At 70.9% G+C, this 19,938-nt stretch carries 22 protein-coding genes; 11 read left to right on the top strand and 11 right to left on the bottom strand.

Annotated elements, in window-relative coordinates; all coding sequences use genetic code 11:
* Nucleotides 1–164 precede the first annotated feature (164 nt).
* Nucleotides 165–419: a hypothetical protein gene (locus AB0G28_RS40065; protein ID WP_361102148.1), complete on the top strand. Its 255-nt coding sequence runs from the start codon at nucleotides 165–167 to the stop codon at nucleotides 417–419.
* A 118-nt stretch (nucleotides 420–537) separates the two neighbouring features.
* On the opposite strand, the gene AB0G28_RS40060 is transcribed toward AB0G28_RS40065, so the two are convergent.
* Nucleotides 538–1,704, bottom strand: coding sequence for a cytochrome P450 (locus AB0G28_RS40060; protein WP_361102145.1), 1,167 nt, complete (start codon nucleotides 1,702–1,704; stop codon nucleotides 538–540).
* Nucleotides 1,705–1,757: 53 nt separating this feature from the next.
* Here AB0G28_RS40060 and AB0G28_RS40055 point away from each other — a divergent pair, with 53 nt between their 5' ends.
* The 4 genes from AB0G28_RS40055 (at nucleotide 1,758) to AB0G28_RS40040 (ending at nucleotide 4,666) form a co-directional block, all read left to right on the top strand.
* A complete protein-coding gene (locus tag AB0G28_RS40055) occupies nucleotides 1,758–2,639 on the top strand; it encodes a DUF5926 family protein (protein ID WP_361102142.1) in 882 nt (293 codons plus the stop codon).
* A gap of 129 nt (nucleotides 2,640–2,768) precedes the next feature.
* The gene (locus AB0G28_RS40050; protein WP_361102139.1) at nucleotides 2,769–3,122 is read left to right on the top strand and encodes a DUF952 domain-containing protein; all 354 of its coding nucleotides are present in this window, start codon (nucleotides 2,769–2,771) and stop codon (nucleotides 3,120–3,122) included.
* 210 nt (nucleotides 3,123–3,332) lie between these two features.
* Nucleotides 3,333–3,845 (top strand): SigE family RNA polymerase sigma factor, encoded by a 513-nt coding sequence (locus tag AB0G28_RS40045; protein ID WP_361102163.1) that lies wholly within the window; start codon nucleotides 3,333–3,335, stop codon nucleotides 3,843–3,845.
* Nucleotides 3,842–4,666: a hypothetical protein gene (locus tag AB0G28_RS40040; RefSeq protein WP_361102136.1), complete on the top strand. Its 825-nt coding sequence runs from the start codon at nucleotides 3,842–3,844 to the stop codon at nucleotides 4,664–4,666. The genes AB0G28_RS40045 and AB0G28_RS40040 overlap by 4 nt, the downstream gene beginning before the upstream one ends.
* A 65-nt stretch (nucleotides 4,667–4,731) precedes the next feature.
* On the opposite strand, the gene AB0G28_RS40035 is transcribed toward AB0G28_RS40040, so the two are convergent.
* From AB0G28_RS40035 to AB0G28_RS40025, 3 genes are all read right to left on the bottom strand, one after another.
* On the bottom strand, nucleotides 4,732–5,286 hold the full coding sequence (locus AB0G28_RS40035) for a ferritin (RefSeq protein ID WP_361102133.1): 555 nt from the start codon (nucleotides 5,284–5,286) through the stop codon (nucleotides 4,732–4,734).
* Between the two features lie 152 nt (nucleotides 5,287–5,438).
* Nucleotides 5,439–6,623 (bottom strand): arginine deiminase, encoded by a 1,185-nt coding sequence (locus AB0G28_RS40030; RefSeq protein ID WP_361102160.1) that lies wholly within the window; start codon nucleotides 6,621–6,623, stop codon nucleotides 5,439–5,441.
* 40 nt (nucleotides 6,624–6,663) lie between these two features.
* A complete protein-coding gene (locus AB0G28_RS40025; protein WP_361102130.1) occupies nucleotides 6,664–7,476 on the bottom strand; it encodes a CPBP family intramembrane glutamic endopeptidase in 813 nt (270 codons plus the stop codon).
* Nucleotides 7,477–7,498: 22 nt separating this feature from the next.
* Here AB0G28_RS40025 and AB0G28_RS40020 point away from each other — a divergent pair, with 22 nt between their 5' ends.
* Nucleotides 7,499–7,960 (top strand): PPOX class F420-dependent oxidoreductase, encoded by a 462-nt coding sequence (locus AB0G28_RS40020; protein WP_093945650.1) that lies wholly within the window; start codon nucleotides 7,499–7,501, stop codon nucleotides 7,958–7,960.
* Here the strand turns inward: AB0G28_RS40020 and AB0G28_RS40015 are convergent.
* Entirely contained in the window at nucleotides 7,952–8,749 is a 798-nt protein-coding gene (locus AB0G28_RS40015) for a DUF2470 domain-containing protein (RefSeq protein ID WP_361102127.1), read from the bottom strand. The genes AB0G28_RS40020 and AB0G28_RS40015 overlap by 9 nt on opposite strands.
* Before the next feature lie 153 nt (nucleotides 8,750–8,902).
* On the opposite strand from AB0G28_RS40015, the gene AB0G28_RS40010 reads away from it, so the two are divergent.
* Nucleotides 8,903–9,931 carry a hypothetical protein gene (locus AB0G28_RS40010; protein WP_361102124.1) on the top strand — a complete coding sequence of 343 codons (1,029 nt, stop codon included), beginning with the start codon at nucleotides 8,903–8,905 and terminating at the stop codon, nucleotides 9,929–9,931.
* On the opposite strand, the gene AB0G28_RS40005 is transcribed toward AB0G28_RS40010, so the two are convergent.
* Complete coding sequence (locus AB0G28_RS40005; RefSeq protein WP_361102121.1) at nucleotides 9,898–11,136, bottom strand: MFS transporter; 1,239 nt, start codon at nucleotides 11,134–11,136, stop codon at nucleotides 9,898–9,900. The genes AB0G28_RS40010 and AB0G28_RS40005 overlap by 34 nt on opposite strands.
* A gap of 92 nt (nucleotides 11,137–11,228) precedes the next feature.
* Here AB0G28_RS40005 and AB0G28_RS40000 point away from each other — a divergent pair, with 92 nt between their 5' ends.
* Nucleotides 11,229–12,125, top strand: a complete 897-nt coding sequence (locus AB0G28_RS40000) for a LysR family transcriptional regulator (protein ID WP_361102118.1) — start codon at nucleotides 11,229–11,231, stop codon at nucleotides 12,123–12,125.
* Here the strand turns inward: AB0G28_RS40000 and AB0G28_RS39995 are convergent.
* From AB0G28_RS39995 to AB0G28_RS39985, 3 genes are all read right to left on the bottom strand, one after another.
* Complete coding sequence (locus AB0G28_RS39995) at nucleotides 12,122–12,859, bottom strand: hypothetical protein (protein ID WP_361102115.1); 738 nt, start codon at nucleotides 12,857–12,859, stop codon at nucleotides 12,122–12,124. The two genes, AB0G28_RS40000 and AB0G28_RS39995, sit on opposite strands and share 4 nt — an antisense overlap.
* Nucleotides 12,859–14,667, bottom strand: coding sequence for a substrate-binding and VWA domain-containing protein (locus AB0G28_RS39990; protein ID WP_361102112.1), 1,809 nt, complete (start codon nucleotides 14,665–14,667; stop codon nucleotides 12,859–12,861). Before AB0G28_RS39990 ends, AB0G28_RS39995 begins: the two co-directional genes overlap by 1 nt.
* Nucleotides 14,668–14,750: 83 nt before the next feature.
* On the bottom strand, nucleotides 14,751–15,920 hold the full coding sequence (locus AB0G28_RS39985; protein WP_361102109.1) for a homogentisate 1,2-dioxygenase domain-containing protein: 1,170 nt from the start codon (nucleotides 15,918–15,920) through the stop codon (nucleotides 14,751–14,753).
* Between the two features lie 85 nt (nucleotides 15,921–16,005).
* On the opposite strand from AB0G28_RS39985, the gene AB0G28_RS39980 reads away from it, so the two are divergent.
* Entirely contained in the window at nucleotides 16,006–16,860 is an 855-nt protein-coding gene (locus AB0G28_RS39980; protein ID WP_361102157.1) for a hypothetical protein, read from the top strand.
* Entirely contained in the window at nucleotides 16,857–17,498 is a 642-nt protein-coding gene (locus AB0G28_RS39975; RefSeq protein WP_361102106.1) for a helix-turn-helix domain-containing protein, read from the top strand. The genes AB0G28_RS39980 and AB0G28_RS39975 overlap by 4 nt, the downstream gene beginning before the upstream one ends.
* On the opposite strand, the gene AB0G28_RS39970 is transcribed toward AB0G28_RS39975, so the two are convergent.
* Together AB0G28_RS39970 and AB0G28_RS39965 are read right to left on the bottom strand one after the other, a co-directional pair.
* Nucleotides 17,482–18,141, bottom strand: coding sequence for a DUF998 domain-containing protein (locus AB0G28_RS39970; protein WP_361102103.1), 660 nt, complete (start codon nucleotides 18,139–18,141; stop codon nucleotides 17,482–17,484). The genes AB0G28_RS39975 and AB0G28_RS39970 overlap by 17 nt on opposite strands.
* A 56-nt stretch (nucleotides 18,142–18,197) precedes the next feature.
* Nucleotides 18,198–18,785 carry a TMEM165/GDT1 family protein gene (locus tag AB0G28_RS39965; protein ID WP_361102154.1) on the bottom strand — a complete coding sequence of 196 codons (588 nt, stop codon included), beginning with the start codon at nucleotides 18,783–18,785 and terminating at the stop codon, nucleotides 18,198–18,200.
* Nucleotides 18,786–18,971: 186 nt separating this feature from the next.
* Here AB0G28_RS39965 and AB0G28_RS39960 point away from each other — a divergent pair, with 186 nt between their 5' ends.
* Nucleotides 18,972–19,931: a S41 family peptidase gene (locus AB0G28_RS39960; protein ID WP_361102100.1), complete on the top strand. Its 960-nt coding sequence runs from the start codon at nucleotides 18,972–18,974 to the stop codon at nucleotides 19,929–19,931.
* The last annotated feature ends 7 nt before the right edge of the window (nucleotides 19,932–19,938 follow it).

Here is a 19,938-nt window from a genome sequence, read left to right as displayed (position 1 = left end):
AGGGGGGGCGGGGGGGGGGTTAGCCGGCGCCCCCCCACAACGCCCGCTACCCGGGCACCGGCAAACCGTGGCAACCACAAAAGCTCTACTACCAAGCGGTCCTGAGCCGAGCCTGGTTCCAAACCCTCCACGACGCCACCCTGGCCGCCGGCCTCGAGTCAGCGATGGGCCCAGTCCTCGCCGAACTCCCGACCGAAGAAACCCTGAAGGTCACCACCCGAGTCCGCTGCGAGTCCTACTTCGCCACCCGCGACAGAGCCCTCCTGGCCCACGAAACCCAGGTCGACCCGGCCCACCCGTTCTTCGCCCACTCACGCGAAATCGAGCGCCAGGCCTGGCCCTACGAGGACTACCACCTGGCCCACCCCACCCCAGGCCCCCACCTCGAAGACGACCTGTTCACCGGAGTAACCCCATGACCCGTGATGCCCCGCCAATCACGCGTGATGCCCCCTCAATCACGCGAGTTCCGCTTCCAGCCACGCGAGATCGGCCCTCAAACACGCGAGATCCGCCCCGGATCACGGCGGGACACGGTCACACCGTGACCCGAAGCTCCCGCAAGCCGCGGATGACGAACTCCGGACGTCGCCGCGGAGCCTCGGCCAACCGCAGACCCGGCAGTTTCTCCGCCAACGCGCTCAACGCGGCGGCGATCTCCACCCGAGCGAGAGGAGCACCCACGCAGTAGTGAATCCCGAGGCCGAACCCGAGGTGAGCGTTCGGCGTCCGGCCGATGTCCAGGCGGTCCGGCTCGTCGAACATCTGCGGGTCGCGGGCCGCGGCACCCAGCAGTGCGCCGATCTTCTGCCCGCGTTCGACGACATATCCGCAGATCGACACGTCCTCGGTCGCCGTCCGCTCGAACAGCTGCAATGGCGCGTCGAAGCGAATCAGCTCCTCGACACACGAATCCAGAAGGGCAGGTGAAGCCAGCAGGCGCTCCCATTGGTCCCGGTGCGTGAGCAGGGCCGTGATGCCGTTGCCGAGCACGTTGACCGTCGCTTCGTGGCCGGCCATCAGCAGCAGTACGGCGGTGGCCACGAGCTCGTCCGGCGTCAGCTCGCTGCGGAGGAGGTCGCTGATGATGTCGTCCCCCGGCGAGTCCGCGCGGGCTGAGGCGACCGACCGGACGTACGAGACGAACTCGGCGGCCGCCCGCTCGGCGGCGTCGCGGCCCTCCTCGGAAAGGCCGTACTCGTACATCTTGACGATGGCGTTGGACAGCTGGACCATCCGCGGCCCGTCGGTTCCGGGGACGCCGAGCAGCTCCGCGATCACCGCGACCGGCAGCGGCTGGGCCAGGTGCTCCAGGAGGTCGGCGCTGCCGTCGGCGGCGATCGCGGCCGCCAGGTCGTCGACCATGCGGGTGGCGAGCGTCGCGACCATCGGACGCAGCCGCTGCACGTGGCCACGTCCGAACGCGCCCGCGATCAGACGGCGCAGCCGGGTGTGCGCCGGCGGCTCGTTCTCCAGGAGGGAGTTGCGGTGCAGGAGGTTGAACGAGGCGAACCGTTCGAGCGGCTGGGCGTCCTGCCAGATCCGGCCCAGCCCACGGTGGCGCAGGACGGCCGACGACGCGGCGTGCGACACCGCGATGGCGAGGCCCAGCCCGTCGTGGAAATGGACGTCGCCCTTCGCGCGGAGTGCGGCGAACGCCGGGTACGGGTCTTCGAGGAACGCGGGATCGCGGGGGTCGAACACGTCGCGAGAGTAACCCTTCGATAGCGTCTCAAGCCGAGCCAGAGGAGGCAGCAGTGGGCAAGGGCGCGCGCAAGAAGGGTCCCAAGCAGGCGTCGGACCGCAAGCCGAAGGTGCGCGACGTCTTCGTCGGCCAGCCGTTCGAAGGGCTGGCGGCGGAGCCTGAGCTGATCGCGCTGCGTGAGTTCGTGCCGTCCGCGACGGCCAAGCTGACCCTCGCCGACGGCGGCGACGTCACCCTCGGCACCGTGCTGCCGATGGCGGCGGCGGCGTTCGTTCGCTCGGACGGCGAGCGCTACCTCGGCCTGCAGGTGCAGACGCGTTCGTCGGACATCAGCCGCGACCTCGGCCGGTCGCTGAAGTGGCTGCTGGACGCCAAGGAGGGCGACGTCCTCGGCGTGCCGGACACCACCACCCCGCCGTCCGCCGACGAGCACGCCCGCCTCCAGGACCTGCTGACGCCGGGCGCCGAGCTCGAGGTCACGCTGCACCAGGACTTCGCCTGGTGGCTGCCGGAGGACGCCGACGCCAGTGGTGACGTCGCGGTGTCGCTCGAGCGCGCGAACGCCGCGATCATGCCCACCGAGCGGCTCGGGTCGGGTGCCTACTGGGTCCTCGCCGGCGAGAAGGCGCACCTGCGCTGGGTCCGGCCGGAGCCGGAGAACCTGCTGCTCCAGGCCCTGGCCCGGCTGTCCGCGGCCGGTGAGCTCGGCCTCGGCGAGGGCTCGCGCTACGCGGGTTCGTTCCGGGCGCACGGCCTGCTGGTCCCGGTCTGGGACCTCGACCCCGAGGCCCACGCCCGCGAGTGGGCGGAGGCGAAGGACGCCCTCGGCGCCCGCCTCGAGACGGCGTTGAAGTCGCTCGACGACGAGCCGCTGAACGCGGCCGAGCGTCGTGCTCGTGACGGCCTCATCGGCCGTCAGCTCACCCTGCGCTGACCGTGGGGAGCGAGCGCCGGACCACCGGGACGAACCGGTGGTCCGACGGCGCTGGATGAGCGTTCAACCAGGCAGTATGTGGCGCAAGAGACACCGCCGCCGGATCGCGCCGGTGGGACGATTCTCGGCGTGATACTTCACATCTGCGGGGCGGCCGACTGGGCCGAAGCAGGACCGGACGGCGGCTACCGGCCGCCGTCGCTGGGGGAAGTCGGGTTCATCCACTGTTCCGACTTCGGCACGGCGCACTTGCCGGCCAACGCGCTCTACCAGGGCCGGACCGACCTGGTGCTGCTCGAAATCGACCCGGCCAAGGTCGGGGCGCCGGTACGCTGGGAAGACGGCGCGCCGCCGCACCCCGCCGGGATCCGGTTTCCGCACGTGTACGGCCCGATCCCGCGCGCCGCGGTCGTCGGCGTGCACGAGTTCCGCGAGACGGACGGCGGCGGTTTCCGGCTGCCGGCCTCGCTCGCACACCGCTGAGGTGGGCAACTCAGCAGCCGGCCGGACGTCTGGGAATTCGGCCGGGAACGCGGGCAACCTGAGGGGGCTGTGATGCGTGTTGGGGAGGAAAGCAGCTCGGCTTCTGGCCATCCGACCCCGATGGGAGGCGATACGGTGACCGCTGCGGCACCCGTCTTCTCTGGGGGAGACACCTGGGTGACCAGTGCAGGCCGAGGGAGGGCCGCGACGTTGCCGGGCGAGTTCGTCGACTTCGGGGACTTCGTCCAGGCCACGCTGCCGGGGTTGCTGCGGTACGGACACGCGCTCACCGGCAATCCGCACGACGCCGCGGACCTGGTGCAGACCGTGCTCGAGAAGATCGGTTCGCGCTGGTCGTACGTGCACGAGAAGACCGGTGACCCGCTGGCCTACGTCCGCCGGTCCATGGCGAACGCGCACGTGAGCCGCTGGCGGCGCACGCGTCGCGAGAACCTGGTCGCCGATCTGCCGGACACCAGCCCGCACGTCCCGGCCGACCCGTTCGAGCACGAGCCGCTGTGGTGCGCGTTACGAACGCTGCCGCCGAGACAACGTGCCGTGATGGTGCTGCGTTACTACGAAGGTCTCTCGGAAGCGGAGATCGCGAGTGCCCTCGGCGTCACGCAGGGCACCGTCAAGAGCCAGGCCAGCAAGGCGATCACGTCGTTGCGGCTGAAGTTGAAGCCGGACGACGGCGGAGGCGAAGGGAGTGGTGCGGGTTGAACATCTCCGAGGACGAGCTGGAGCAGCGCCTGCGCGCGCTGTTCGCCGACGAGCGGCTCGACTTGCCACCGCCGCCTGACGCCGGCACGGTCATCGTCGCCGGTGCGCGTCGTCGCCGGCGACGACGCCACGCCGTGCAGGCCGTGGTGGGGGTCGCGGCGGCCGTGGTCGCCGTCGCGGGTGGGCTGACCATGATCCGGCTCCACGCCGAAGACGGCACCGCGGTGATGTCCGCCGACGGGACCGGCAACAGTGTCAGCTCGCCTGAAGACCTCACGGCCGGTCGCCCGCCGGAACCGTCGACGCCCGGGCCGACCAGTACCCAGAGCATCCAGGTCGCCGCGCCGCCGGATTCGCCGACATCGAACGCGTCGCGACCGCCTGCCACCCAGAAGCCGTCCACGCTCCCCGCGGTGCCGAGCGGGCCGCTGCTCGCGGCTGACGGCTTCGGCAAGCTCAAGCTCGGCATGTCCGCGGCCGAGGTGACCGCGCAGGCCGTCGCGCTCAGCGATCCGCAGGGCGGGGAGAGCTGCACCGTCTACAAGGCACAGGGCAGTGGCCTGCCCGCCACCGCGACCATCGCCATTTCGAAAGCCGCCGGGCTGGTCGCCGTAACCCCGGACGTGGTCGCGCACACCTCCGAAGGCATCGGCGCCGGTGCGACCAAGGACCAGGTGCTCGCCGCGTATCCCGCGGCCAAATTCGACGCCGGTGGCGTCGTCGCCCCGGCGAGTGCCGCCGCCGAGTACCACTTCAAGCTCGGCGAGACCGGGGTCGTGCTGACGAGCCTGATGAGCGTCAACCAGGACTGCGCCGGCTGAGTGCCGGTCGCATACCGGAAACCCGGGCTGTCCACAGGGGGAGAGCCCGGGTTTTCCTTTTCGGACTAGAGCTTGCCGCCGGCCACGGGCGGCATCTGGGAGTCGGTGCCGCCGTCGCCGACTGACTCGCGGTACAGGTGGTTCTCGACCTCGAACAGGTTGCCGTTCGCCCGCTTGACGACGTTCAGCAGCGTGTTCATCTGGGAGATCTCTTCGACCTGCTCCTTGAGGAACCACTGCGTGAACTGCTCGCTGATGTAGTCCTCTTCGGCGCGGGCGGCCTTGGCCATCGCGGAGATGTCGGCGGCGACCTCCTTCTCCTGCTCGAGCGCGAGCTCGATGAGCTCGGTGACGCCGGAAAAGTCGTTGCGCACCTCCCCGGTGCCGGGGATCTCGACGTGGTGGTCGCGGTCGAGCATGTACTGCACGAGCGCCATCGCGTGGTTGCGCTCTTCGACGGACTGCTTGTAGAAGTGCTTCGCCAGCTGCGGCAGGTCCTCGGCGTCGAACCACACCGCGAGCGCGATGTACTGCTGGGACGCGTTGAACTCGTTGTGGATCTGCGCCTGCAGCAGTTCGAAGAACTTCGAGCGCGGTTCTTTCTTCTTGGTGAGGGCCATGCTCAAGAAGATACGTCAGAAAAGGAGCCGATGCCACTTCGTACTGGTGATCTTGCCCCTATTAGGGTTACCATTCCTAAAGAAGACTCACCTAAATGAAGTAAGCCTTCCCTAAAACAATGCGAAATTTTAGGGAAGGCTTACTTCATTTCTCACAACGGATCGCGACGAACCGGGCACGACATGCAGCGCGGCCCGCCCCGGCCGGACCCCAGTTCGGAGCCCGCGATCGGCAGCACCTCGATGCCGGCCGCTTCGAGCCGCTCGTTGGTCTCGACGTTCCGCTCGTAGCCGACGACGACGCCGGGAGCCAGGGCGAGGGTGTTGTTGCCGTCGTCCCACTGCTCGCGTTCGGCCGTCACCGGGTCGAGTCCGGTGTCGATGACGCGCAGCCGGTCGATCTCCATCGCCTCGGCCGCGGCCACCAGGAACGGCGCCGGGCCGGCGACCTTCACGCCGCCGTCGCCGGTCGGGCGCAGGGTGAACGCCGTCAGCGAGTCGCGGGCCAGCGGGTACATCACGACCGCGTCGGCGTCGACCATCGTGCACACCGTGTCCAGGTGCATGGTCGCGCGGGACTGCTCGATCGGGACCGCGAGCACGGTGTGCGCGATGCCGTCGGCGAACACCGACCGGGCGAGCGACTCGGCGCCGGCTGCCGTCGTCCGCTCGCCGACGCCGATGGCGAGCACACCCGGCGCCAGCAGCATCACGTCGCCGCCTTCGATCGGCGCGGAATGCGCGCCGTACGCGCGGGCGGCGTGGCGGAACTGCGGGTGGTAGGCGTAGATGAGGTCGAGCACCGCGGTTTCGCGGCGGCGCGCGGGCATGGTCAGCGACGAAATCGCCACCCGGTCGGCGACCCACACCGACGAGTCGCGGGTGAACAGCAGGTTCGGCAGCGGATCGACGGCGAAGTCGTGCGGGTGGTTCATCATCCGCACGAGCGACGCGCCCTCCGCGGACGGCAGCTCTTCGAACGTCATCCCGGCCATCAGCACCTCGGCGAGACTCGCCGCGTCGACGCCGGAGAGGTGCGAACGCAGCGAGTCGGCCAGGTCGCCGCCGAGCCGCCGGTCGTCGACCGCCGCGTGCACGCCCGCCGCGTGGGCCCGGTCGTCCTCCAGGGCCGTCCGGAGGGCGTCGGCCAGCAGCAGGACGTCGACCCCGCGGCCGCGCAGCACCTCGGCGAACGCGTCGTGCTCGTCCTGGGCCCGGTCGACCCAGGGGATCGAGTCGAACAGCAGCTGGTCGTTGTTGCGGGGCGTCAGCCTTTTGAGCTCGTTGCCGGGCCGGTGCAGCAGCACCGCGCGCAGGGGTCCGACTTCGCTGTCCACCCGGGGAGGTGTCGTTTCGTCGATCACCCCTCGAGCCTAGTCAGGGCAACCAGGAAACGTGACCCTTGAGCAGCGAATATCCGACGAACGACACGAAATCGAAGAGCGTGTGCGCGGCGACGAGCGGCCACAGCCGGTTCGTCTTCTGCCACAGCCGCCCGAACACCAGCCCCATGACGAAGTTCCCGACGAACCCGCCGAACCCCTGGTAGAGGTGGTACGACCCACGCAGCACGGCGGCGCCGAACACGGCGTTGTTCTCCCGGACGCCGAGCTGCCGCAGTCGCGTCAGCAGATAGCCGATGACCAGGACTTCCTCGGCGAACGCGTTGCCGAACGCCGACAGCGTCAGCGTGATCGGCCGCCACCACGTGTCGCCCAAAGTGGACGGTTGCACCGCCAGGCTGAACCCCAGGTGGTAGGAGATGAAGTACAGCGCCAGGCCGGGGATCCCGATCAACGCGGCGAGCAGGACGGTCAGCAGCGCGTCCCGGCCGGGCGACCGGCGGTCCAGCCCGATCCGCGCGACCTTCACGCCCGCCCGCCACAGCAGGTACAGCCCGAGCGCACCCCACCCGACCAGCTGGGCGGCCGACAGCAGCTGCTTGAGCAGGTCGATCAGGCTCGCCGCGGCCTGCGGCACGTTCAGCTGCGCCTGCTGCTGGGCCAGCGGCACCGGCTGCAACAGCGAGTCCACAAGGGACAGCAGGCTGCGCACGCCGGACATGCCGAGCGTGATCCCGAAGACGATCAGCAGCTCGAGCTTGATCGCGCGGCGCTCGGCGGGGTCCTCGACCGTCCCGGGGAACTCGGGGCGGGCCGGGGCCAGCCACGATCGCGCGGTGAACGTCATGACCGCACGCTACCTTCGGGGTATGCCGAGGAGCATCGCCACCAACGAAACCGTCGACCGCGCCGCGCTGGTCGAGTTCCTGTCGACCCGCCACCGCGCGATCCTGCTGACCACGAAGGCCGACGGCGGCCCGCAGCTTTCGCCGGTCACGTGCGGTGTCGACGCCGAGGGCAGGCTGGTCGTCTCGACCTACCCGAAGCGCGCCAAGGTCGTGAACGTCAAGCGCAACCCGAAGGTGTCCGCCTGCGTGCTGTCCGACGAGTGGAACGACCAGTGGGTCCAGCTGAACGGCACCGCCGAGGTGCTGGACATCCCGGATTCGGTCGAGCCGCTCGTGGAGTACTTCCGCGCCATTTCGGGCGAGCACCCGGACTGGGACGAATACCGCGAAGCGATGGTCAAGCAGGGCAAGAGCATCATCCGCGTCACCATCGAGAGCTGGGGCCCGATCGCCAAGGGCGGTTTCCCGGCCGAACTAGCCTGACCGCCCGCGCAGGAACGGGCAGCCGACCAGCCGCCGCAGCTCCGCCGCGAGCTGCGGCGGGCTGTCGACGGACTTCGAAAACGCCAGCCGGACGTCGTGGTCGCCCGCGTCGGACTCGACGCGCAGCCGCAGCCCGAACCGGTCGAGCCCGAGCGGGCGGATCCGGCCGCCGCGCAGCTCCGCGGGCAGGTGCTCGGCCAGCTGCTCGACGACGTCGGAGTGGTCGCTCTCCAGGTGCCGCAGCCACTGGGCCTCGTAGTCGTGGAACGGGTCGGGCGGCGCGGCGCTGAACGTGTGCGGGCGCAGCGAATGCGTGCCTTCGGCGTCGGCGAGCACGAGCGACGCCGGGGTGAGCCGCAGCAGCGTCACGCCGTGGCCGACGTCGAGGAGCCGTTCGTCCGGCCGCGTCTCGGCGATCGCCACCGCTCGCGCGCGGGCCGACTCCGGCGAGAGCGGCCGCAGCCAGCCGGTGATCCACAGCAGCCCGCGGATCGGCTCCCGCAGGTCCACCGGGGCCTGGTCGGCGAGCTCGATCATCACGGCCAGCTCGCCGCGCTGGGTCTGCTTCGCCGCGTGGACCACCATCGAGTGGTCGTCGGGCAGCAGCACGCTGACGCTGCCGCTGGGGTGCACGTGGTGCAGGACCGGGACGACCCGTTCGCCGCCCAGGTCGGCGCGGTCGCAGGTGGGCAGCAGCGACGCGGGGCCGTTGCGGGTCGCGATCGTCTTGGCGCGCTCGGCGGGGTTCGGCGCCGGCGGGCGGCGGATGCTTGTGGGTGCCTCGGTCACGGCTCACCTCCTACTTAGGTGAGCCTAACCTGAATCGCACGGTCTGGGTAGTCGTGGCGATCACGTCTCTTCCGCTGATCGGAGCATCCGGTAACGCCGATGCCCAGTTCGCCGAAAAGCCGGTACCAGTGCCGAACCGGGTGGGGGCTCAGCGTGCCGATCGTCCCGCTTCCCGAACGCGTGCGCGCGTTCGAACTCGATCCCGCCATGCCGTCCGGGGCACTGCCGATCTTCGGCGAGTACCTCGACCGCCTCGGCCGCGACACCGCGAACCGCTGGCTGGTGGCCGGGTTCTTCCTGGTGTTCGGGGTCGCCCAGTTCGTCGCCGGCGCGGGGGTCGCCCTGCCGGTCGGCACGTTCGCCCTGGCCGGCTCGATCGAGGCGTGGTGGCTCTACCACGCGTACGCGAGAGTGCCCGAGACGCGGCTGAAGCGCGAAGCGTTCCGGCTGGTGGACATCAGCGCCGACGGCCTGGTCGCGGCCGGGCGGACGGTCGGCGTGCGCCTGCCGGACGGCCGGTGGCTGCGCGTCCGGCTCGACGAAGCGCACCGGCTGCTGGTGGCCGGGCACCGGCGGGTCTGGCTGCTGGGCCGGGGCTCGAAGGTGTTCGTCGGCTTCTCCGGTGTGGTACGGCTCCGCCGCGGCCGCATCCACGACGCGCCGCCGCCGGGTGCGGTGCCGGTGCCGGAACCGGCCGGGTCCGGTTCCCCGAGGCTCGACCCGGTGCTGACGGCGCACCGCCGCCAGATCGCCCGCGACCGGCGGGCGACGGCGGCGTTCCTGCTGGTCCTGGCCGGGTTCGCGGCGTGGGTCGCGCTCGGCTTCCCGGTCGTGGCGTGGGCCGCGTGGACGTTCGGAGCCGGCGCGCTGCTGGGTGCGCTCGCGGCCGTGCTGCGCTCGTTCGCCCACGACCGTCCCCTGCCCGCCGACCACTGGACGGAGCTGCGCGCGGTCCTCGACGGCCCGGTCCGGATGAGCCGCCGCGGTTCGGCGCGGCTGAGCGGGCTCACCATGCTGGCCGACGGCCGGGTGGTCCCCTTCCGCCTGCCGAAGGCGGACCCGTCGATGGCCGCCAACATCGCTGCCACCGGACGGCTGTGGATCGCGGGAGCGCCGACGCCGGGAGCCGCGAAGACGGGCGTGCCCGGTTACCCGGTGCTGGGCACGGTCTGGCTCGGCTGAGCACGCGTCCGGTCGCGGCGGGGCAGCAGCAACGGCGTGGCCAGCACGAGGACCCCGGCGATCCCGATCGCCCAGCGCGGCCCGGTGAGGCCGGCGAGCAGGCCCCAGACCGCGGTGAGCGTGGCGATCGCCGCCTTGGTGCTGACCGACCACGCCGACAGCGTCCGCGCGACGCGGTCCGCCGGGAGCTGCTCCAGCCGGTAGGTCGCGAGGACCGGGTTGAAGACGCTGCAGCTGACGATCAGGCCGAGCTCGACGACCATGACGTACATGAGCCCGGCGGTGCCGGCCGGGATGAAAGCCAGCGCGGGCAGCCAGCACGCCCGGACCGCGCCGGCCGTCACCAGGACGGGGTGCCGCCCGAACTTCTCGACGAGCCGCGGGGTCAGCCGCGAGCCGGCCAGCCCGCCGAGACACGGGACGGCGAACGCGAGCCCGTACTGCCACGGCGCGAACCCGAGCTGGTTCAGCATCAGCACGGCGAGCAGCGGCTCGGTGCCCATGACCAGGCCGTTGAACACCATGGCGTTGAAGAGCAGCGGCCGCAGTCCCGGGTGGCCCAGCAGGAAGCGCCACCCGTCGGCGAGATCACGCGCGCGCAGCCGAGTGGCGTTGCGCGGGCGCGGCTCGCCCCCGCCGATCGCGCGGATCCCGAGCGCGGAGAGCAGGAAGCTGACGGCGTTGGCGATGACCGACGTCACCGGTCCGAACAGCGCGAACGCCGCCCCGCCGAGCGGTGGCCCGAGGGCGGTGGCGGTCCAGTTCGTGGACTCGAACCGGCCGTTCGCGACGAGCAGGTCCTCGGGCGGCACGAGTCCCTTGAGGAAGGCGCCGCTCGCGGAGGTGAAGGTGATGTCCGCCGCGGCGACGACCACCGAGACGACCAGGAGCTGCCCGAAGCTCAGCATCCCGAGGGCATAGGCGGTGGGCACGCTGGTCAGCGCGGCGAACCGGACGAGGTCCATGGCCATCATCACGGGTCGCTTCCGGCGGTGGTCGACCCACGGCCCCAGCGGCACGGCCACGAGCGCGCCGACGGCGGGCCCGACGGCGGCGAGTGCCGAGACGGCCGCCGGTCCGGAGTGCAACACGAGGATCGCCAGCATCGGGAAGGCGCCGAAGCCGAGCCACGTCCCGAACGCGCTCACGGCGTAAGCCGACCAAAGCCACCTGAACCGCGGCCCCAGCGACCGCCCGCGCATCACCGGGCGATCAAAGCCGGGAACGGCCGCGCGGGGCAAACAACCGACGCGGCGGCGAGCCACAACGCGACGTTGTGAATCTAGAGTCGGTCGCCGTGGACCTCGACGCCGTGCGCACCTTCGTGGCCGCCGTGGAGGCGGGCCGGTTCCAGGACGCCGCCACCGACCTGTCGATCACGCAGCAAGCCGTCTCGAAACGCATTGCCGCGCTGGAGAAGTCGCTCGGGGCGCGGCTGTTCACCCGCACTGCTCGCGGAGCCGTGCTCACCGGGGACGGCGAGGCGTTCCTGCCGCACGCCCGCGAGCTGCTGTCGGCCGAGCTGCGAGCGCTCGCGTCGGTGCGGACCGGGCCGCTCCGGGTCGACGTCATCGGGCGGCGGTTGTGCCCGGCCACGTTGCTGCGCGGATTCCACGAGGCGCACCCGGACGTCCCGTTGGAGGTCGCGACGCTCTTCGACACCGCGGTCGCCGCGCTTCGCGACGGCTCGATCGACGCGTCGTTCCGCGCCGTCGTCGCGCTGCCCGAGGACCTCGATGCCCAGTGGGTGCTCGACGAGCCGATCCAGCTGTTGTGCGGGCCTGCGCACCCGCTGGCCGAAGCGCCCTCGGTGGCTCCGGCCGAGCTGGCCGGGCACCGGATCTGGATGCCCGGCGTGGTGCCCGGGACCGAGTGGGGCGCGTACTACGCCGAGTTCGCGGCCGCGTTCGGCCTGTGGATCGACGCGGCCGGGCCGAACTTCGGTACCGAGGTCGTGCTGGACACGATCGCGGAGTCGCCGGAGGTGGCGACCTTGGTCGGCGCGGGGAGCCGGGTGCTGTGGCCGCCCGGGCACGACCTGCGGCGCGTGCCGATCGAAGAGCCCGTGCCGGTGTACCCGCATTCGCTGATGTGGCGGCGAGGCAACGCGCACCCCGGGCTCACGGCGCTTCGCCAGCACCTCGCGAAGAGCGAGCACGTCACCGACGCGTGGCGGCCGCGCTGGGCCGGCTAACCCAGCGACTTCCGCGTCGCCTGCTCGGTCTCCAGCACGCCCTGCCGGATGCCTTCCAGCTGGTCGCTCAACTCCCGGACCGCGCCCGTGTCGACCGCGATGTCCGTGGTCGCCGCCGTCAGCTCCGCCACCCGGGCCACCAGGCTGTCCAGGCCCAGTGCGCCGGACTGCAGCTGGGCCAGCAGCTTGTCCCGGGCGCCGGAGAGCCGCGCGTGGACGTCCGCCTGGGCCTGGACCGCCGTCAGCGCCTGCTCCAGGTCGCCGCGGACCTCGGGGTTCGCCGTGCGCAGCTCGCGCTGCAAGCGCCGGCGTTCGTTCGCCACGGCGTCGAGGTCGACCCGGGTCAGGGCCTGGCCGGTCGCCGACGCGCGGCCGGCCAGGCGCCTCAACGTCGACAGCGTCTCCTCGACCACCGGCTCCATGTCCGCGACGCGGTCGGCGAGCGGACCGGAAGCGAGAGAGCCGCTGAGCGAGGCGAACCCCTCCGCCGCGGCCGACGCCCGGTTCAGCCAGCTTTCCTCCGCCGACCCGCGCGCGACGTCGAGTACCCGTGCCTCGCGCGGTGCGGGCTGCTTCTCCCGGCCCAGCACCGCCACGCCCGCCCGGGCGGCGAGCACCGCCACCCCGACTCCGACGGCGGCGACGACCGGCAGCTGCACGGCCCACGCCACTCCAGCCGACGTGGCGGCGACCAGCAGCCCCCACGGTTCGGCGAGCTCACGGGCGAACTTCATCAGAAATTGGAAATCACGGAGGTGAACACCTGGTTGATCGAGTCCGGTTTGGACGAATCGTACTCCGATCCCGCCGTCGCCTCCGCGATCTGCTTCAGCACGTCCTGGTCGGCGTCCGAGCCGTAGGCGATCGTGAACAGCCGGACCGACTCCGCGTTGCCCTCGGGCCGCAGCTGCGGCACCAGGTGGTCGAGGTCGATGCCGCCGGAGTCCTCGTTGCGGCCGTCGGTCAGGACCACGACCGCGTTGATCGCCGCCGGGTCCAGGTGGGCCTTCATGTACTCGTACGCGGCCAGCGACGAGTCGTACAGGCCCGTGCCGGACTGGGGCGTCAGCCCGCTCAGCCGCATGGCCAGCGTCTCCTTGCCGCCGGTGCCGAGCGGCTGCACCGGGAGCAGCTCCTGGTAGTCCTTGTCGCCGTCGAGGCGGGTCGAGAACTGCCAGAGCCCGACCTGGTCGCGGGGCACGAACTGGCCGAGCGAGTCGATCGCGGCCTGCTTCGCCAGGTCGATCTTGCTCTTGCCGGTGCCCTTCACCTCGTCGCTCATCGAGCCCGAAACGTCCACGACGAGCAGCACGTTCGCCTTCTTGCGCAGGTCGGTCCACGAGGTCAGCAGCTTCGACAGCACCGACGGCGACGGCGGCTTCAGGAAGGTGATCTTCGCGTCCGGCTGGACGCCGTTGGCGGTCGTCACCTGCGGGCCCGGCTTGCCGTCGAACGACCGGAAGCCCAGCGCGGCGAACTTCGCCTGCGTCTCGCCCTGGCGCAGGTAGTTCAGGAAGTCCGCGGCGATCTGCTTGCGCGTCGGGTCGGCCCAGTTCAGCGTGACGAACGGGTGGTCGGAGTTCAGCGTCCCGTCACCCGGGTAGATCGCCACCAGCGGCACCTTCGGCGGCGCGTGCTGCCCGACCTTGGCCGGGTCGTTCGTCGGGTTGCCCTGGTTGTAGCCGATCAGCGAGCTCTCCTCGACGGTCACCGCCGAGATGTAGGACAGCGCCGCGCCGCGGTCGTCGGCCTTCTGCAGGTTCGTCAGGAACGTCAGCGTGTTGTCGCCGTAGTGCACGATCGCCTGCTCGATGTTCGAGACGAACTGCTTGGCTTCGGGCTTCTCGAGCGCGGCGGCGGTGAGGTCGGACGACGTGCCGGTGGCCGCGTAGTACGCCCCGATGGTGGCGTTCAGCCCGGCGGTGGAGATGTTCGGGTTCGTCTTGCCGAGCCGGAACTTCCCCCACTCCGGGTGGCCGTACTTCGCCCAGCCGGCCGGGTCGGTGGCCAGCGTGGCGAGGTCCTTCCAGCTGATCTGCTTGGCCGGCCAGCCCAGCGCCTCGGCCATCGGCTTCGGCATGGCGACGGTCAGCGGCGAGTTCGCGATCGACTGCGGATCGCCGTCCGGCACGATCGAGCCGGTGTCGCCCTTCGCGTTGACGCGCAGGAGGTTGACCCAGCCGCTCGCGGCCGGCGTCCAGACGTCCGGGCGCGGGCCGTCGGTGGCTTCGTTCCAGCCCTTGGCCAGCGCCTGCATCGCCACGCCCGACGATTTCGACCGGACGACCACGTCGACGCAGTGCCCGGCGACCGTCCGTCCGGAGTAGGCCTTCGCGGCTTCTTGGACGATGCCGACCTTTTCCGGCGAAGAAGCGATGTTGAGCGCGACCGCGTCCGCGCCCGAGCATTTCGGGGCGTCGGTGTCGTCGCTCGAACCGCTGGTCCAGTACCGGATTCCGATGATCAAGGAGATGGCGACCACGATCGCGGCCAGGAACGGGAGAACTTTTCTGTTGCGTCGCGTTGGTTGGGAATTGATCATCGTAACCTCCCCGTTCCGCCACCCGGAAGTTCATTATCCGGGCGCCGGAACGAGGAGGGGACGGTATTTCCGAATCTTGATTATCACTTGGGGCCGCGGCGCGACCACGTCCACGCGTAGCCGGGGTCTTCGGACGCGTCGGCGGCTTCGCCGAGCTCCAGCGGTGCGAAAGTGTCGACCATGACCGCGGTCTCGTCGAAGAACTCCGCGCCGATCGACGCCTCCGCCGCGCCCGGCTGCGGGCCGTGCGTGAAGCCGGACGGGTGCAGCGAGAGCGAGCCGATGCCGATCCCCGAGCCCTTCCGGGCCTCGTAGTTGCCGCGCACGTAGAACATCAGCTCGTCGGAGTCGACGTTCGCGTGGTTGTACGGCACCGGGATCGCGCCCTCGTGGTAGTCGACCTTCCGCGGGCAGAAGGAGCAGACGACGAAGTTCGGGCCCTCGAACGTCTGGTGCACGGGCGGCGGCTGGTGCACGCGGCCGGTGATCGGCTCGAAGTCGTCGATGTTGAACACCCACGGGTAGAGGCAGCCGTCCCAGCCGACGACGTCGAAGGGGTGCGTCGCGTAGGTGTAGCGGGTCAGGCCGGCGCGGTGCCGCACGAGCACCTCGACGTCCTCGCCGTTCTCCAGCAGCGGCTCGGCCGGCCCGCGGATGTCGCGCTCGCAGTACGGCGAGTGCTCGAGGAACTGGCCCTTCGCCGACAGGTAGCGCTTCGGCGGGCCGATGTGGCCGCGCGCCTCCAGCGTGAACAGGGTGACCTCGCCGTGGGGGACGACCCGGTAGGTGCACGACGTCGGGATCACGACGTAGTCGCCGTCGCCGACCTCGAGGCGGCCGTAGATCGTCTCGAAGGTCGCGGAGCCGCCGTGGACGTAGAACAGCTCGTCGCCGGCCGCGTTGCGGTACAGCGGGCTGGGCGCGGTCGCCGTGACGAACCCGATGGTGACGTCGTTGTTGCCGAACAGCCGTCGCCGGTCGGTCACCGCGTCGGCCTCGGCGCCGAACTTGAGGTCCTGGGTCTTGAAGGCGCGCGGCTTGAGCGGGTGGTTCGGGGTGAGCGAGCCGCGGTCCTCCTCGACCGCGACGGCGTCGACGATCGCCGTCGGCAGGCCGCGGTGGTAGAGCAGCGCGGAGTCCGCGGAGAAGCCCTCGACGCCCATCAGCTCCTCGGCGTAGAGCCCGCCGTCCGGCCTCCGGAACGCGGTGTGCCGCTTGTGCGGGATCTCGCCTACTTGCCGGTAGTAAGGCATCGACGTCCCCTTCTGACGTGTTCGTTGTGCGAACGATTTTGTCCTGATGTCGTACGCTACTAGCGTGTCAGTCGTGTCAAGCGCTGTGGAACTCACGCCCCCCGGCCCCCGTGGAATTCCTCCCCTGTTCGCGAGGCTCGTCGACGACTCGGCGCTGTTCCCTCCGGGCGATGCGGCCATGCCCGAAGCGCTGCGCGCGCACTTCGCCAGCCGGGAGTCCGAACACGCCGGTGTACTGGGGGTTTTCCTCTGCCAGGCGTCGCGGCTGCCCGAGCTGATCACCGAGCTGATCAAGATCAAGCCGAAGCAGCCGCTGCCGCTTTCGCTGATCATCGACACCGGCCTCGGCGGCGTCCCGAAGGCCATCTCGATCGTCGAATCGCGCAGTGAGCTGCTCGCGCTGCGGATGGTCGAGATGCCGGCGCCGTCGGACGTCGACGAGGTGTGGCTCGAGCGCGTCTCGGAGTTCGTCCCCGAGGACGTCATCCGGGTGGTCGAGCCGCGGCGCGGCGTCGGCTGGCTCGACGGCGTGCGCAAGGTGATCGAGCACGGCAGCTGGCCCAAGATCCGCTGCGGCGGCCAGGCGGGCGAGAACTTCCCCAGCGTCGACGAGGTGGCGGACTTCCTCGCCGTCGTCAGCGGTTCGACCGGGGCGTCGTTCAAGGCGACGAACAGCCTGCACCGCGCGGTCCGGCACACCGACCCGGACACCGGGTTCGTGCACCACGGCTTCCTGAACCTGCTCGTGGCCTCCGCGCGCAGCCTGTCCGGTGGCGACGTCCGGGCGGCGCTGGAGTCGACCGACGCCCAGGCGCTGGCCGACGAGGCCCGTGCGCTGTCCGAGCCGGCCGCGAAGGCCGTGCGGGCGCTCTTCGCGTCCTACGCGGCGGCGTCGTTCGAGGAACCGGTCGCCGACCTGGGCGAACTCGGCTTGCTGTGACCAGCCGGGAGGGGTCGCTGACGCTCGATCGGGGCTTGGCGCTGCTGCAGGCAGTGGCCGACGCCGGCGGCGACGCGGCGACCATCTCCGAGCTGGCCGTGGCCATCGGGGCGAGCCGTGCGGCCGTCTACCGGCTGCTCGTGCCGCTGTCCGAACGCGGGTTGGTCTGGCGTGACGGCACGAAGGTCCGGCTCGGCGTCGGCCTGCTCCGGCTGGCCGGGCAGGTGCTGCCGCAGCTGCGGGACGCGGCCGGACCGGTGTTGCGGGAGCTGGCCGAGAAGGTGGGGGCGACCGCGCACCTGTCGGTCGCCCAGGGACCGCAAGCGCTTGCGGTGGCCGTCGTCGAGCCGTCGTGGACGAGCTTTCACGTCGCCTACCGCGTCGGCAGCCGGCATTCGCTGACCGCCGGTGCGGCCGGCAAGGCGATGACCCTGCGTCCCGGCGGCGACGGGTGGGTGACGTCGACCGGCGAACTCGAGGCGGGCGCGTCCGGCGTCGCCGCGCCGGTCCGCGGGGTGCCGGGACTGCGGGCGAGCGTCGGCGTCATCTCCCTGGAGCCGTTGAAGGCGGCCGAAGTGGGCCCTCAGGTCGTCGCGGCGGCCACCCGGCTCGCCGACATCCTCAAGACGGACGGCTGAGCAGCGGCCGGACCATCGTCAGCAGCAGGGCGACGTCGACGGTGAACAGCAGGCGCTCGAAGAGGCCCAGCGTGACGTCCTGCTGGGCCGGGCCGAGGACGAGCGTCAGGACGAACCCGCCGAGCACCACGCCGACGCTGACGAAGCTCGCCGTGGCCAGCCGCCGGATGGTCGTCCGGCGGGGTTCCCACGGGCAGCGCTCGCGGCCCTTCTTCGTCAGCACGAACGCGGCGGCGGGGAGCGCGACGAACGCCGTCAGGGCGGCGAGGTTGTGGACCTGTCCGGCGAGCGAACGCGCCTGGCCGTCCGGGTCGACGGGCACGAGCCCGCACACCAGCAGCCCGGCCGACCAGACGCCCAGCAGCACGCAGACGGCGGTGGTATCCGGGCGGTGGGCCTTGGCGATCCCGGCGAGCAGCGCGACCGAGCCGAGCGAGAGCGCCAGGCACATGGTGCTGAACAGGGGCGCGGCCGAGGACGTGCCGAGCTTGCCGTAGACGTATTCCGACAGCGTCTGCCAGATCGGGCTGACCTGGCCGGACAGCCGCAGGTGCAAGTCGATCGAGATGGCGACGGCCAGGCCGATTCCGCCGACCGCGACCCGGCCGTGCAGCGGCGAGACCGCGGTCGAAGGCTTGTTCACCCGGTGCTCTCCCTTTCGTTGCCGAAAGGTTACCGGGTGAACCTGTGAAAGATCGGTCAGAAGGCCAGCTGGAGCAGGGCGAACGCGGCGAACCCGGCGAACGCGAACCCGGCGCAGCGCTGGATGAGCTTCGGCCGGATCCGGCTGCGCAGCTTGGCGCCGATGAACACCGCGAGCCCGGCGACCACGACGAGCGCGCTGAAGGCGCCGACGCCGACGGCGAAGGGGTTGCCGATCCGGGCGGCGAGGCTCGCCGTCGCGAGCTGGGAGGCGTCGCCCCACTCGGCGGCGAAGAGCACGCCGAACGACGTCATCGCGGAGCGCGTGAAGGACAACGGCGAGGGGCCGGAGCGCGAAGCGTCTTCGCCTGCTTCGTCGGCTTCGCTGAATCCCTCGCGAAGCAGCATGAAAGCGCCGAGGCCGAACATCGCGGCGACGACCAGCGAAAGGACTACGTCCGGCAACAGCGTCAACACGCTGCCGAACGCGACCGCGATGACGGATTGCGCGGCGAACGCGGCGCACACCCCGGCGAAAACCGGCCAGCCGCGGAAACGGGTGGTCAGCACCAGGGTCGCGACGAGCGTCTTGTCCGGCAGCTCCACGGCGAGGACCAGGCCGAACGCGCTGATCAGCGCCACCATCGCGGCAGTCATGAGATTTCTTCGCCCCTTTCACTGCAACGATAAAGGGGAGTTCAGGAAAGCCGCAAGCTGATGGCGTCCGCGAAATTGCCTGATCGGCGGCCATGAATTTGACATCAAGGGCGAACGCACAAATTTTTTCGGCACGCCGAATTTTCGGTTGTGGGCTGCGGTAGGTTCACCCGCATGGGGTCACGGGCGCGCGAGGCGCAGGTCAACGAGGTCATCCGGCGGCTGGAAGATCACTACGTCTTCCCGGACGTCGCCGCGAAGCTGGCGAAGGTGCTTCGGGCGCGTCTCGGCGAAGGGGCGTACGCGGACCTCGACGACCCGGCGTTCGCGACGGCCGTCACAGCCGACCTCCAGTCGGTGAACGGTGACCCGCACCTGCGGTTGCGCCACCACGTCGACCCGGTGGCCGAGGACGGCGACGCGGAGTACGCGACCGAGGACTTCCGGCGCGCGGCCGAGCTGGAGAACTTCGGGATCGCGTCGGTGCGGCGCCTCCCGGGCAACGTCGGCTACCTCGACACGACCATGCTCTACCAGCCGGAGCTCGCGGCGCCCGCGATCGCGGCGGCCATGACGCTGCTCGCGCCGGCCGACGCGCTGCTGCTCGACGTGCGGCGCAACCGCGGTGGCAGCCCGGACACCAGTGCGTTCCTGCAGAGCTACCTCTTCGACGAGCGGACCCACTACCTCGACATCTACGAGCGCGAAGGCCACCGCACGACCCAGATGTGGACGCTGCCGTACGTCCCCGGCCCGAAGTTCGGCGGCACCAAGCCGATCTGGGTGCTGACCGGACCGGACACGTTCTCCGGCGGCGAAGACCTCGCGTTCTCGCTGCAGCAGCAAGGCCGGGCGAAGACCGTGGGGGAGCCGACGCGGGGTGGCGCCCACCCGCGTGAACAGTACAAAGTGGACACCTATCTCGACGTGACGGTGTCGATCGCGCGCTCGTTCCACCCGGAGACGGGGAAGAACTGGGAAGGCACCGGCGTCTCCCCGGACGTCCCGGTGGCGGCGGACAAGGCGTTCGACACCGCCTACGAGCTGGCCCTGCGGCACGTCCTCGAGCTGGGCGAGGCGGGCCCGCGGCGGGGCGTGGCGGACGAGGCGCGGAAGGCGCTCGACCAGCTGTAGTCACCCA

Source organism: Amycolatopsis sp. NPDC021455 (assembly GCF_040640995.1).
Taxonomy (GTDB): Bacteria; Actinomycetota; Actinomycetes; order Mycobacteriales; family Pseudonocardiaceae; genus Amycolatopsis.
Note: the sequence above shows the minus strand (reverse complement) of the source record. Positions and strands in the feature narration are given on the sequence as shown.